Annotated in this window: 13 protein-coding genes; 5 read left to right on the top strand and 8 right to left on the bottom strand. The window is 71.7% G+C overall.

What is annotated here, in order from left to right; all coding sequences use genetic code 11:
- Window positions 1-122 precede the first annotated feature (122 nt).
- The 5 genes from ACSMXX_RS13985 to ACSMXX_RS13965 all read right to left on the bottom strand — a co-directional run bounded on the left by ACSMXX_RS13985 (window position 123) and on the right by ACSMXX_RS13965 (window position 2,786).
- Window positions 123-767: an SRPBCC domain-containing protein gene (locus ACSMXX_RS13985; RefSeq protein WP_473184347.1), complete on the bottom strand. Its 645-nt coding sequence runs from the start codon at window positions 765-767 to the stop codon at window positions 123-125.
- A 115-nt stretch (window positions 768-882) separates the two neighbouring features.
- Window positions 883-1,527 carry an SRPBCC family protein gene (locus tag ACSMXX_RS13980; RefSeq protein WP_473184346.1) on the bottom strand — a complete coding sequence of 215 codons (645 nt, stop codon included), beginning with the start codon at window positions 1,525-1,527 and terminating at the stop codon, window positions 883-885.
- Window positions 1,527-1,910, bottom strand: coding sequence for an ArsR/SmtB family transcription factor (locus tag ACSMXX_RS13975; protein ID WP_473184775.1), 384 nt, complete (start codon window positions 1,908-1,910; stop codon window positions 1,527-1,529). Before ACSMXX_RS13975 ends, ACSMXX_RS13980 begins: the two co-directional genes overlap by 1 nt.
- A 67-nt stretch (window positions 1,911-1,977) precedes the next feature.
- Window positions 1,978-2,457 carry an SRPBCC family protein gene (locus ACSMXX_RS13970; protein ID WP_473184345.1) on the bottom strand — a complete coding sequence of 160 codons (480 nt, stop codon included), beginning with the start codon at window positions 2,455-2,457 and terminating at the stop codon, window positions 1,978-1,980.
- A 140-nt stretch (window positions 2,458-2,597) separates the two neighbouring features.
- Window positions 2,598-2,786 (bottom strand): hypothetical protein, encoded by a 189-nt coding sequence (locus ACSMXX_RS13965; RefSeq protein WP_473184344.1) that lies wholly within the window; start codon window positions 2,784-2,786, stop codon window positions 2,598-2,600.
- Window positions 2,787-3,206: 420 nt separating this feature from the next.
- On the opposite strand from ACSMXX_RS13965, the gene ACSMXX_RS13960 reads away from it, so the two are divergent.
- Entirely contained in the window at window positions 3,207-4,559 is a 1,353-nt protein-coding gene (locus tag ACSMXX_RS13960; RefSeq protein ID WP_473184343.1) for an aspartate kinase, read from the top strand.
- A complete protein-coding gene (locus ACSMXX_RS13955) occupies window positions 4,556-5,722 on the top strand; it encodes an aspartate-semialdehyde dehydrogenase (RefSeq protein WP_473184342.1) in 1,167 nt (388 codons plus the stop codon). The genes ACSMXX_RS13960 and ACSMXX_RS13955 overlap by 4 nt, the downstream gene beginning before the upstream one ends.
- Before the next feature lie 33 nt (window positions 5,723-5,755).
- On the opposite strand, the gene ACSMXX_RS13950 is transcribed toward ACSMXX_RS13955, so the two are convergent.
- Window positions 5,756-6,676 (bottom strand): aminoglycoside phosphotransferase family protein, encoded by a 921-nt coding sequence (locus ACSMXX_RS13950; RefSeq protein WP_473184341.1) that lies wholly within the window; start codon window positions 6,674-6,676, stop codon window positions 5,756-5,758.
- A 465-nt stretch (window positions 6,677-7,141) separates the two neighbouring features.
- Between ACSMXX_RS13950 and ACSMXX_RS13945 the strand changes: the two genes are divergently transcribed.
- Entirely contained in the window at window positions 7,142-7,714 is a 573-nt protein-coding gene (locus tag ACSMXX_RS13945; protein WP_473184774.1) for a SigE family RNA polymerase sigma factor, read from the top strand.
- Between the two features lie 916 nt (window positions 7,715-8,630).
- Here ACSMXX_RS13945 and ACSMXX_RS13940 read toward each other — a convergent pair.
- Complete coding sequence (locus tag ACSMXX_RS13940) at window positions 8,631-8,810, bottom strand: hypothetical protein (protein WP_473184340.1); 180 nt, start codon at window positions 8,808-8,810, stop codon at window positions 8,631-8,633.
- On the opposite strand from ACSMXX_RS13940, the gene ACSMXX_RS13935 reads away from it, so the two are divergent.
- Entirely contained in the window at window positions 8,802-9,854 is a 1,053-nt protein-coding gene (locus ACSMXX_RS13935) for a hypothetical protein (RefSeq protein ID WP_473184339.1), read from the top strand. The two genes, ACSMXX_RS13940 and ACSMXX_RS13935, sit on opposite strands and share 9 nt — an antisense overlap.
- Window positions 9,855-9,936: 82 nt before the next feature.
- Window positions 9,937-10,842, top strand: coding sequence for an SURF1 family protein (locus ACSMXX_RS13930; RefSeq protein WP_473184338.1), 906 nt, complete (start codon window positions 9,937-9,939; stop codon window positions 10,840-10,842).
- On the opposite strand, the gene ACSMXX_RS13925 is transcribed toward ACSMXX_RS13930, so the two are convergent.
- On the bottom strand, window positions 10,763-12,640 hold the full coding sequence (locus tag ACSMXX_RS13925; protein WP_473184337.1) for a S9 family peptidase: 1,878 nt from the start codon (window positions 12,638-12,640) through the stop codon (window positions 10,763-10,765). The two genes, ACSMXX_RS13930 and ACSMXX_RS13925, sit on opposite strands and share 80 nt — an antisense overlap.
- Between the last annotated feature and the right edge of the window lie 73 nt (window positions 12,641-12,713).

Below are 12,713 nucleotides of genomic sequence, written 5' to 3'. Positions count from 1 at the left end.
GCGTCACCGGACGCCGAGCGCCCGCGCCGGCGGGCCGCGGCTCGTGAGCCTCGGCCCGTGAACGCGGTGCCGGGAAGCGGGAGTTGCCGGCCCGGACCGGCCCCGCCCGTCAGGGCCCGCTGTCAGGCGTCGCCCTCCTCGCGAGGCGGTGCGTAGAAGGCTGTGGTGTTGCTGACGGCTGCGGCCGCCACGTCGGCGGGTGCGCCGGAGGCCTCGTACGCAGCGCCCCAGGCCTCGCTGCTGCGGGTCATGAACTCCCTTGCCTCGTCGGACTCCCGCCAGGCGGCCAGATCGTCGACCGGGTCGCCCAGCAGGTGGAAGTGGAGGCCGAGCGCCGTCAGATCCCAGACGAGGCCGACCGCTCCGGGACCGAAATGGTCCGATACCTCCTCGGGTACGACGGCGATGTGCTCCAGTTCGAGCACGGTCCGCTCCTCGCCCCGGGCCGTCAGCCGCACCTCGACCTCGCCGAGATCGGGGTCGTCGCCGAACAGCCAGCTCACCTTGAGCAGTTCGGGTGCCTCACAGTGCAGGATCTCGCCGTGCGCGTTGCCCTCCAGCTGGAACTGCCCACCGGGCTTCAGGTCGCCGCTGACGGGCACGAACCACCGGCTGACGCGCTCGCGGTCGGTACACGCGTCCCACACGTCCGCGATGGCCGCGTCGTACGTGCGCCGCAACATGACCCTGATCGCCGCTTCCTCGCCCACGCGCCGGGTGCCGACTTCGCGGTGGATGTCGTTGATCTGGTCGACGATGTCGCTCATCGATGCTCTGCTCCTCACTGCCACGGCCGCTGAGTCATCGACGCCACCGCTGGGCGCCCGGCGCCGTTCGTGCTGTTCGGATATGGGGCTCACCGGGCACCCGGGCCCACACTGTTCAGCCCTCCCCCTCCTCGCGAGGCGGTGCGTAGAAGGCTGTGGTGTTGCTGACGGCTGCGGCCGCCACGTCGGCGGGTGCGCCGGAGGCTTCGTACGCAGCGCCCCAGGCCTCGCTGCTGCGGGTCATGAACTCCCTTGCCTCGTCGGTCGATTCCCACTCGGACGGGTCGCCGACCGAGTCGCCCCGCAGGTGGAGCCCGAGACCGAGCAGGCCCATGTCCCAGCCGACTCCGACCGCTCCGGGGCCGAACTGGTCCCAGAACTCCGGCGGTACGACCGCGACATGCTCCAGCTCGAAGACCGTCTCCCCCTCGCCCTCCGGCGTCAGCCGCACCTCGACCTCGCTGAGGCCCGGGCTCTCGCCCATCACCCAGCTCACCTTCAGCAGCCGGGGCGGTTCGCACTTGAGGATCTCGCCGCCCGCGTTGCCCTCCAGCTGGTAGTGCCCGCCGGGCTTCAGGTCGCCGCTGACGGGCAGGAACCAGCGGCTGATGCGCTCCTTGGTCGTGCAGGCGTCCCAGACGTCCGCGACGGCCGCGTCGTACGTGCGCCGCAGCAGGACCGTGCGGGCCTCCTCCTCGCCCACGCGCCGGCTGCCGACTTCCCGGTGGATGTCGTTGATCTGGTCGACGATGTCGCTCATCACTGCTCCTCGCTGTTGGGATCCGCGCCCGCGGCTCCGGCGTCTTTCCTGCGGCGTTCGCGTTTGCCGCGCGCCAACTCCGTGCCGAGCGCGTCCAGCCTCTGTTCCCAGAAACCGCGGAAGCGCTCCAGCCATGTGTCGATCTCGCGCAGGGGAGCGGCTTCGACGGCATAGAGCCGCCGGGTGCCCTCGGCCCGTACGGAGGCGAAGCCCGACTCGCGCAGCACCCGCAGGTGCTGGGAGACGGCGGGCTGGGAGATGCCGAACTCGGCCTGGACCACCGCGCAGACGGCACCCGAGGTCTGCTCGCCGTCGGCCAGCAGCTCCAGTATCCGGCGGCGCACCGGGTCTCCCAGGACATCCAATGCGTGCACGCGGCCAATATCCCAGCAGCTGCTTATATAAGCCAGAGCTGATACAGGAAAAAGTGCGGAGTGAGTGCCCCGGTCCCTAACTCCTCGGCGGCTGCGGGGACTCCAGCGACGCGGCTACGTCCGCGAGGTCCTTGGTGAGGGCCTTGGTCACGGCCCTGGAGCCGAGTGCGCCGAGCATCTTCGTCACGGCTCCCTTGAGGCCGCCCTTGTCGTCCGCCCTGGAGCCGAAGGTCAGGCGTACGTCGGTGGATTCGCCGTCTGCAGGCGTGAGGAGGAACTCCGAGGTGTAGTGGACGCCCCGCGATTCGGCCTCGATGACGCAGCGGTCCGGCGGCTCGCTCGCCGTCACCCACATCTCTTCGGTGGCTGCCTTGCCGAGCATGGTGCGGGTCTCCCGCCAGCGTGTGCCGACGTCGAAGGGGCCTTCGCTGAGCATCTCGATCCGGTCGATGCCGCTGATCACCTCGGCACCGTGCTCGATGTCGGTCAGTGCCTGCCAGACGCGGCCGGCCGGGGCCGCGATGCGGCGCTCCACTGTCACCTGTGCTGTGCCCATGACGTCCTCCAACGGCCCGGGCCGGACCCGAATGTCCGTCCCGCTGCCCGGAATTGGAGCAGAGGGCACTGACAACGGGTCCACGGACACAGACAGCGGCCCGCCCCGGGCACTGACGGCCGCGGCGGCGGGCGTGCCGGTCACGAGCCGGAACCGGCGGTCCCCTCCGTCTCCTTCGGCCGGCGTACGGCGGCCGCCGCCGCAGCGACGAGGAAGAGGACGGCGGCGCCCCAGAGCACGGCGCCGGCCTCCTTCACCACCAGCGACATCAGTACGGAGGCCGACATCAGAAGGATGAGCGCGGGCACCGGGTTGCGCCGTGTGGACATCGGTCTTCACCGTTCCTGTGCTGTGTGCGGAGTTCAGTCGTCGTGCGGTGTCGCGTCGGGCCTGCCTCGTGAGATCACGCGGCGGGACGGTGCCCGCCATGAAAGCGGGTAGGCATGCACCGGTCAACCGAATGGGGAGGCGGCGGGGAGCCCGCCGGGGACGTGCGGGGAACGGTGGCCTGCTAGGGGGTGTCTGGCCACGGCTCCGTGCCGCCCTCGCGGCCCCCGCCCCGCGTGTGAGCTGTCTTACGTTCCCGTGTGGGCGCCCGGACAGCGGGCAGGTTTGCCTGCTGGACGAGAGGGCGGGACGCCTTCTCGGTAAAATGAGCCGACCCGTGGATTCCCGGACGGGAGTCCCCCCGGCAGCCCAGGCAGGCGGGGGAAGGGCGCGAAGACTTGAGAATCGAGGAGCGAGCACACGTGGGCCTTGTCGTGCAGAAGTACGGCGGCTCCTCCGTTGCCGATGCCGAGGGCATCAAGCGCGTTGCCAAGCGGATCGTCGAGGCCAAGAAGAACGGCAACCAGGTTGTCGTCGTGGTCTCGGCGATGGGTGACACGACGGACGAGCTGATCGATCTCGCGAAGGAAGTCTCCCCCGTACAGACGGGGCGCGAGTTCGACATGCTGCTGACCGCCGGAGAGCGAATCTCCATGGCACTGCTGGCGATGGCGATCAAATCCCTCGGGCACGAGGCACAGTCGTTCACCGGAAGCCAGGCGGGCCTGATCACCGACTCCGCGCACAACAAGGCGCGGATCATCGACGTCACACCCGGCCGTATCCAGACCTCCGTCGACGAGGGCAACATCGCCATCGTCGCCGGCTTCCAGGGCGTCTCCCAGGACAGCAAGGACATCACCACCCTGGGCCGCGGCGGCTCCGACACCACCGCCGTCGCGCTGGCGGCCGCGCTGGAGGCGGACGTCTGTGAGATCTACACCGACGTCGACGGCGTCTTCACCGCCGACCCCAGGGTGGTCAAGAAGGCCCGCAAGATCGACTGGATCTCGTTCGAGGACATGCTGGAGCTGGCAAGCTCCGGTTCGAAGGTGCTCCTGCACCGCTGCGTCGAGTACGCCCGCCGCTACAACATCCCGATCCATGTCCGCTCGTCCTTCTCCGGGCTGGACGGCACGTGGGTCAGCAGCGAGCCGCCGGGCGGATACGAAGGCCACGGAGAGGGCACCCCGGGTGCACAGGCCGCGCTGAAGAGCGGGCAGAGCAAGGACAGCGGGCAAGGGGATCAGTCGATGGAGCAGGCGATCATCTCGGGTGTCGCGCACGACACGTCCGAGGCGAAGATCACGGTTGTCGGAGTGCCGGACAAGCCGGGCGAGGCTGCGGTGATCTTCCGCGCCATCGCGGACGCCGAGGTCAACATCGACATGGTCGTGCAGAACGTCTCCGCGGCGTCGACCGGTCTGACCGACATCTCCTTCACCCTCCCCAAGAGCGAGGGGCGCAAGGCGATCGCCGCGCTGGAGAAGGCACAGGGGCCCATCGGCTTCGACTCGCTGCGCTACGACGACCAGATCGCGAAGATCTCGCTCGTCGGCGCCGGCATGAAGACGAACCCGGGTGTGACGGCGACCTTCTTCGAGGCGCTCTCGGAGGCCAAGGTCAACATCGAGCTGATCTCCACCTCCGAGATCCGTATCTCCGTCGTCACCCGCGAGGACGACGTCAACGAGGCGGTGCGCGCGGTGCATTCGGCCTTCGGGCTGGACAGCGAGAGCGACGAGGCCGTCGTCTACGGAGGCACGGGGCGGTGACGCCCGCCGCCCGTGCGGCCCGCCCCGGCGGCGGGCGCACGGGCAAGCCCGTCCTGGCGGTCGTCGGTGCGACCGGTGCCGTCGGGACGGTGCTGCTCACCCTGCTCTCCGAACGGGCCGACGTCTGGGGCGAGATCCGCCTGATCGCCTCGCCGCGCTTCTCGGGGCGCGTGCGGGACGTACGGGGTGAGGACGCCGCCGTACGTGCGCTGAGTGAGGAATCGCTCACGGGCGCGGACGTGGCGGTCTTCGCCGTACCGGACGAGGTCGCCGCGCGGTGGGTGCCGGTCGCGGCCGGTCTGGGCGCGGTCGTCGTCGACGGCTCGCGGGCCTTCCGTATGGCGCGGGACGTGCCGCTCGTCGTGCCCGAACTCAACGGGGACGCCGCCGCGGAGCGGCCCAGGGGCATCATCGCGAGCCCTGGCTGCACCACTCTGGCGATGATCGTCGCGATGGGTGCGCTGGACGCGGAGTGGGGGCTGGCGGAGCTGGTCCTCTCCTCGTACGAGGCGGTGTCCGCCGCGGGGCGTTCCGGAGTGGAGGAACTGCGGGGCCAGTTGGCGGCCGTCACGTCGGCGGAGGCGGCCGGGGCCGAACTCGGCAGGCATCCCGGCGACATCCGCAGGGCCGTGGCGGACGGGCGCGGGAGGGCCGTCGCCGCAGGTGCCGCCGGTGCCGCGGGAGCCGCCGGGCCGGGCGATCCGCACGGCACGCCAGTAGCGCTCAACGTGGTGCCGTTCACGGGGGAGATGGGCGAGGGCGGCTGGACGTCCCAGGAGCTGACCGTCCGCGAGGAGACGAGGAAGGTGCTCGGGCGGCCCGGCCTGCGCGTCGCTGCGACCTGCGTGCGGGTGCCCGTGCTGACGGCCCATTCGACGTCCGTGCACGCGCGGTTCGGGACCGAGGTGTCGGTGGGGCGGGCCCGCGAGGTCCTGGCGAACGCACCGGGCGTGGTGCTGTGCGACGACCCGGCGCAGGGCGACTTCCCGACGCCCGCGGATGTGGCCGGGACGGACCCCACGTGGGCGGGGCGAGTACGTCAGTCGCCGGACGACCCGCGCTCGCTGGAGCTGTTCCTCTGCGCGGACAATCTGCGCAAGGGCGCCGCACTGAACATGGCGCAGATAGCGGAACGGGTCGTGGTGGAGAAGGCCGCGTCCTGACGGGCCAGACTGCTGCCGCGCCTCGAAAGCCCCTCACGGACCAGACTGCTCGTCCTCCTCGTACTCGCTCAGCACAGCGTCGAGGGTGGCCGCTGCCTCGGCGCGGTTGTCGTCGTTCTCCGACCAGGCGAGGGTGATGAGCGCCTTCCACAGTGCCCAGCCCCGACCGCGCGCCCACGTCGCGGAGTCGGCGTGGCCGCCCGCGTACATCCTCTGACGGAAGGTGCCTCGGCTCTCGCCCGACAGCAGCGTCCACGCGACCACCAGCTCGCAGGCGGGGTCGCCGACGCCCGACGTTCCGAAGTCGATGACGGCGGCGAGACGCCCGTCCCTGACGAGCAGATTGCCGTACGCGATGTCGCCGTGGAACCAGACGGGCGGACCGTGCCAGTGGGCTCCGAGTGCCGTCTCCCAGACGGCCGTCGCGGTCCTGGCGGGAATGCGACCCTCCAGCGTCTCGATCGCGCGGCGCGTCTCGGCGTCGTACGTCCTCAGCGGGGCGCCGCGGAAGCCGCTGTGCGCCCCTGCGGACGGTCCGCCGGAGGTGTCGATGCTCTGGAGCGCGGTGAGGAATGCGGCGAGGTCCGCGGCGAACTCCGTGAGATCGCCGATCCGTTCGGCCCTCGCCGTCTCGCCCTCGATCCACCGGTTGACGGACCAGTGGAAGGGATAGCCCGCGGCCGGCCGGCCCTCGGCGAGCGGTGCCGGTACGGGCAGCGGCAGCTGTGGCGCGAGAACCGGCAGCCACGTCTGCTCCTTGGCGGCCTGCGGCGCGTAGCCCTCGGCGCTGGGGAGGCGGACGCTCATGGCGTCCCCGAGGTGGAACGTCCGGTTGTCGACCCCGCCGGCGGCGACGGGCACGACCGGCAGATCCGCCCAGTGCGGGAACTGCGCGGCGATCAACTTCCGTACGAGGGCGGCGTCGATGACCGGGGGTGCTGTGGTTTCGCTCACCCGGAACAGGCTGGCGTCGCCGCAGGCCGGGGGACAACCGGATTTCCGCGGGGCGGGGCCGGCGCGCGCGTCCCCGGGAGGACTGTCGACGGTCTGCTGTATCCATCGCCGAATCCGCTCCGCGCACGCGAATCCGTGCAAGTTCTGGCCCAAGGAAGGCTCTTGGCACTGGCGGGCACGGGACGCCTGGACGAGAATTTCCCTCTCCGGCCGATGCAACCGGCGGCCGGGAAGGAGGCGTCTCTGTGTCCACTGCCTGGCTTCGGGGCCTGGATTCGAGAGGCGCTGTGACTATAGGGGCATCCGGGAAGAGCTGGTACGCATGAGCGCGTTCGAACGATCGTCGACGGCGATGCCAGACGCGTACAACCCTGCAGGGGGAGTGTGTGTCCAACAAGCGTGGCGGAAGCATTCGGATCGGTACTCGCGACAGCACCCGGCACCTCCGGCATCAGCACCGGGGGCATGCCGGTGATCTCGCCGTGGTCTGCCACTCGTCCCACGCGCGTCCCGGCCCAGGGCGCGGAATCTGACGACGCGATGACAGCGGGCACGACGATCGACCACCTGACCGAGACGTACCGCGTCCACTACAAGTCGCTGCTCGGGCTGGCCGCCCTTCTCCTGGACGACACCGCTTCCTGCGAGGACGTCGTGCAGGAGGCCTTCATCCGTGTCCACTCGGCACGCAAGCGCGTCCGGGACCCGGAGAAGACTCTCGCGTACCTGCGGCAGACCGTCGTCAACCTCTCTCGTTCCGCGCTGCGCCGGCGGATCGTCGGTCTGAAGCTGCTCTCCAAGCCGATGCCGGACATGGCGAGCGCCGAAGAGGGAGCCTACGAACAGCTGGAGCGGGACGAGCTGATCCGGGCGATGCGCGGACTGCAGCGCAGGCAGCGCGAGGTGCTGGTGCTGCGCTACTTCGCGGACATGACCGAGGCGCAGGTGGCCGAGGTGCTGGGGCTGTCGCTCGGTTCCGTGAAGGCGTACGGCTCGCGCGGCATAGCCGCGCTCCGGGTCGCGATGGAGGCGGCCTGATGAGCGCCTACGAGCAGGACCAGGTGCTGAGCGAGCGCCTGCGCGAGCTGGTGCGTCTGGCGGGCGCCGGCGAGCTGGCCGACGTCTTGTCCGAGCCGGGTGGTCCGTACGAACAGGGTCTGCACCTGAGCGGCAGGTCGCCGGCCCGTCAAGGCAGTCAGGACGGAGCGCCGGTCGCGGCGCACGATCAGAGCGACGGCGGCGGCACCGGCCCGGAGGAGCCCGCTCTGCCCGACGGGCCGCACGCACCGGAGACTCCGCACGCGCCGGACGCCCCCGATCTTCCCGACAGCCCTGACCTGCCGCCGCACGAGGCGCCCGAGGCACCCGATCTGCCGGATCTTCCGGGCGTTCCGGGCGCCCCGGATGTGCACGGGCCGGGTGAGATGCCCGCCATCCCCGAAGCGCCCGACATCCTGCAGAGCCCTGAGATCCCGCCTACTCCGGACATTCCGCCGGCGCCGCGGATCCCTGAAATGCCCGAGTTCCCGGAGGCTCCCGAGGTCCCCGAGAGCCCCGGCATCTACGACGAGCCGGAGATCCCCGACCCTCCCCAGATCGAGGAGCCGGATCTTCCGGAAGTCGACCTGCCTGCCCGACTCCCCGGTACGCCGGGAGGTCCCGCGTCCCCTGACGCGCCGGACCTGCCCCGCGGGCCGGACCTCCCTGACCCTCCGCATCCCGCCCCCGGGGCGCCGGACGCGGTCCGAGACGCGGTTACAGCCATGCATTCGCACCACACGGACAATTCGCAATTCCCGGACGGGCCGGGGCGGTTCGGTCACGAGAAGCCGACGCGGCCCGACGGCCCCGCGAGTTCGGATCTGCCCGTACCGGGCGGGGGTCCGGAGCAGACCAGGGCCGACGGCGCCTCAGTTCCCGCTTCCGCTTCCGTGCCGCCGCCCGCACCGGGCGGTCACGGCGGTACGGGCGGCTCGGGTGGCGGCCCCGCGGCACGGGCGGTACGGGCGGTGGCGGCCGCGGCGGTGACGGGGGCGCCCACGGCGGCTCTCACGGCGACGGCACCGGTGACGGCGGCGACGGCGGCGGCCACGGCGACAGCGAAGTGGAAGCGGCCCTCCGCCGGATGCTGCACCAGAGCGTTGGCGGCATCGAGCCCGCTCCCGAATCCCTCGACCACCTGCGGCACGCGGTCCCCGCCCGCCGGGCGCACCGCCGCCGCGTCCTCGTCGGCGCCGCGGCCGCGGTCGTGCTCGTCGGGGTGGGCGTTCCCGGCCTGGTCGGCACCGGCCTGGTGCCGGGGCTGCCGGGCGACTCCAACTTCAACGCAGGCAGCGGCCAGGACCGGTCGCAGAGCGCCGGCGGCACCCAGGGCTCCGGCGCTACGCAGGGCCCGGGCAGCGCCGCGGGCGGCGCGGGCGGCGAGTCGTCCGGCGCCGACGGTTCGGCGTCCCCGTCCCCCACGAAGGGCAGGGAGTCCGAGGGCGCCGACTCGAACGACGACATCGCGACGAGCGCCCCGAGTTGTGGCCGTCAGCAGCTCGGCGACGGTTCGGCCCACGAGGGCAGGCCCGACACACAAGGAAAGGTCTACGGCAGCTTCCGGGTCGTCAACACCTCCGGCGAGGCGTGCACGGTCGAAGGCGAGGGCGTCGTCGGCGCCTCCGCGCGCGGTGTCGCCGACGTCGACCGGATCAACGTCCTCGACCACACCGCGGGCGACGCCGCCACGGGGCTGCCCGACCCCAGCCTCGCCGCGAGCCAGCTCGTGCTGAAGCCGGGACAGGCGTACGAGGTCAAGTGGGCCTGGGTGCCCAGCGCTTGCCCATACGTGAATTCCGAGACGACATCCGCCGACGGCGAAGGGCCCGGGGGCAGCCAGGGCGGGAACAACGGCACCCCGGGCGGAAACAGCAGCGGCGGAAACAGCAACGGCACCGGCACCGGTGGCAACAGCAGCGGCGGCGACGACGACGGCGGCGAAGACGGTGGTGACGACGGGGGCGACGACGGTGGTGACGACGGCGGCGGTGACGACGGCGGCGGTGGCTCCGAGGAGCGGGCCAGCGTCGTGCTCAGCCACACCCCGGACGTGGGCGACCCCGTGGCGGCGGGTACCGAGCTGCAGGGCGCCTGCGCGGGCACGCTGTACCGCACGGGCGTTCTGGCGGCCGACTGACCGGTCCGCAGGCCACTGACCCCGCCCGGTCCGCCCGCGACCCACGCACGCCGCCGGCTCCGCGGCCCCGTACCGTGGAGCCGTGTACCGGTTTCTGCTGACCCCGCGGTGGTGGGGAATCAACCTCTTCTCCGTGCTGGCGATCCCGGTCTGTCTCTTCATGGGCAGCTGGCAGCTCTCACGCTTCGAGGCACGCGTCGAGAGCCATGAGGAGCAGCAGAGGACGGTCTCCGGCGCGGAACGTGCCGAGCCCGAGCCGCTGTCCCGGCTGCTGCCCGTCTCCGTGGAGACCAGCGGCCGCGCGGCGGAGGCCACCGGGCGTTACGACACCTCGCGGCCGCTGCTCGTGCCCGGCCGGAACCTCGACGGCAAGCGGGGCTTCTACGTGCTGTCCCTGCTGCGCATGGAGGCCGGCGACGGGCAGGGCAAGGAGACCGGCAGCGGCAAGGAGACCGGCAGCGGCGAGGAGACCCGCACCGGCAAGGCGCTCCCCGTGGTACGCGGCTGGCTGCCAGGTGACGCCGACGCCTCCCGCGTCCCCCCGCCCCCGCGCGGCGAGGTGCGCGTGACCGGTGCGCTCCAGGCGTCCGAGTCCCAGGGCAGCCCGGGCGTGCAGGCGGGCGGCGGCCTGCCGGAGGGGCAACTCGGCATGATCAGCGCTGCCTCGCTCGTCAACGTCGTGCCGTACGACGTCCACGACGCATGGATCACCGTGCAGCACGTCCCCGCCGGCTCGAAGCTGAAGCCGGTGCCGCCGGTACATCCCGACAACACCGGCCTCGACATGAAGGCGTTCCAGAACCTCGGTTACACGGCCGAGTGGTTCGTCTTCGCGGGCTTCGTGGTCTTCATGTGGTTCCGGCTCTTCCGCCGTGACCGTGAGCTGGCGAAGGACGCCGAGCTCGGCATCATCCCCGGGCCGCAGGAGCAGGAGCAGGAGCGGGAAGGTGCCTCAGAGCAAAGTCGATCTCCAGCCTCAACTGCTTGATCCGTTCCTCGACCACGAGTGAGCCGTGCCCCGCGTCGTAGCGGTAGACCTCGTGCGGTGCCCCGCGGCGCTCCAGCCGCTCCACGTAGTTCTCGACCTGGCGGATCGGGCAGCGCGGGTCGTTGACGCCCGCGGAGATGAAGACCGGCGCCCGTACGTCGTCGACGTACGTCAGCGGTGACGAGAGCTCGTACCGCTCCGGCACCTCCTCCGGCGATCCGCCCAGCAGAGTGCGGTCCAGGGACTTCAGGGCCTCCATCTCGTCGTGGTACGCGGTCACATAGTCGGCGACCGGCACCGCGGCCAGGCCCACGGCCCATGCACCGGGCTGCGTCCCCAGGCCGAGCAGCGTCAGATAGCCGCCCCACGAACCGCCGCCCAGGACCAGCCGCCGCGGATCGGTGAGACCGGAGGAGACGGCCCACTCCCGTACGGCTGCGATGTCCTCCAGCTCGATCAGGCCGACGCGGTGCTTGAGGGCGTCCGTCCAGGCCCGTCCGTAGCCGGTGGAGCCGCGGTAGTTGACGCGTACGACGGCGAAGCCGTGGTCGACCCACGCGGCGGGCTGACCGGCGAAGGAGTCGCTGTCGTGCCAGGTCGGGCCGCCGTGCACATCGAAGACCGTGGGGAAGGGACCCTCGCCTTCCGGCTTCTGCACGAGGGCGTGGACGGAGCCGCCCGGGCCCTCCACCCATGCGTCCTCGACCGGGACGGAACGCGGGGCCGCCATTCCGGGCGGGTCGAGGACGACCGCGCCGGCCGCGGAACGCACCTGCGGCGGCTGCGCGGCGGAGGACCACAGATACTCGATCTCGACGTCGACGGGTGCGCCGCCGGCCTCGCCTGCGGCGTCGCCGGGGGCCCGCCCCGGCGTTCCCGCGGAGGGACGGACCGTCGCGTCGGCGACCGAGCCGGGCGGGGTCTCGACCCTGGTCAGCGTGCGCGCGCCGAGGTCGTAGCGCCAGAGGTCGCTGCGTGCCTGGTGGCTGTGGGACACCAGCAGCGAGCTGCCGTCGGGATACCAGTCGGCACTCACGTCCCCGGGCAGATCGACGGCGAGTTCGGTGACGGCGCCCGTGAGCGGTTCCCAGATCACCGGCTCCCAGCGCCCGGTGCGCTGGTGCGCGATGAGCAGCCGCGAGTCTCCGGCGACGGGCGCGAACCCGAGTGCGGACAGGCCCAGTTCCTTCGTGCCGCCCTCGCTGTCGTCGAGTTCGGCGACGGTGGTGCCGTCGGGGCGCATCACGCGCAGCGCGGAGTGCATAGCGTCGCCGTGCTCGGTGTGCTCGACGACCAGCAGCGTCCCGTCGTGAGAGAGATCGGCGACACCCGCGGACTCGCGGTGCCGGTAGATCTCCGCGGGCTTCTCACCGGGGCGGCAGAGGTGGATCGTCGTCCCGTCCTCGTCGGTCGAGCGGCCGACGACCGCCGTACCGTCCCGCCCGATCGCCAGCCCCGCGGGAAAGGACGGGGCGAGGCCGGGGACCGCGGCCTCGTCGTCGCCGCCCTTGAAGGGCTGCCGCATCCAGATCCCGAACTCGTCGCCGTCGGTGTCCGAGAACCACCAGATCTCCTCCCCGCCGGGCGTCAGCACGCCGTCCGTCGTCCCGTTGGGGCGGTCCGTCACCTGGCGGTGTCCGTCTGTGGCCCGGTCCCACGCGTACAGCTCGAACGTGCCCGTCACGTTGGAGACGTACAGCGAGCGGCCGGGTGCGTCCTCGGCCCAGTCGGGCAGCGAGACCCGCGGCGCCCGGAAACGCTTCTCCCATTCGGGCATGCCATCCGTGTTCTGCGTCATGTGCCCATTCTGCGCCGCGGGATGGGGCAGCGGTGGTGCGGGATGCGGTACGGGCGGCGCTCCGAGCTCTTCT

The organism is Streptomyces sp. DSM 116795, from assembly GCF_055792905.1.
This window is presented reverse-complemented; position numbering and strand designations above follow the sequence as displayed.

Bases quoted from the DNA above. Each gene is read 5' to 3' on its own strand.
- ACSMXX_RS13925 (WP_473184337.1), bottom strand. From the start codon at position 12,640: ATGACGCAGAACACGGATGGCATGCCCGAATGGGAGAAGCGTTTCCGG.
- ACSMXX_RS13935 (WP_473184339.1), top strand. From the start codon at position 8,802: ATGCTGCACCAGAGCGTTGGCGGCATCGAGCCCGCTCCCGAATCCCTC.
- ACSMXX_RS13985 (WP_473184347.1), bottom strand. From the start codon at position 767: ATGAGCGACATCGTCGACCAGATCAACGACATCCACCGCGAAGTCGGC.
- ACSMXX_RS13980 (WP_473184346.1), bottom strand. From the start codon at position 1,527: ATGAGCGACATCGTCGACCAGATCAACGACATCCACCGGGAAGTCGGC.
- ACSMXX_RS13945 (WP_473184774.1), top strand. From the start codon at position 7,142: ATGCCGGTGATCTCGCCGTGGTCTGCCACTCGTCCCACGCGCGTCCCG.
- ACSMXX_RS13970 (WP_473184345.1), bottom strand. From the start codon at position 2,457: ATGGGCACAGCACAGGTGACAGTGGAGCGCCGCATCGCGGCCCCGGCC.
- ACSMXX_RS13965 (WP_473184344.1), bottom strand. From the start codon at position 2,786: ATGTCCACACGGCGCAACCCGGTGCCCGCGCTCATCCTTCTGATGTCG.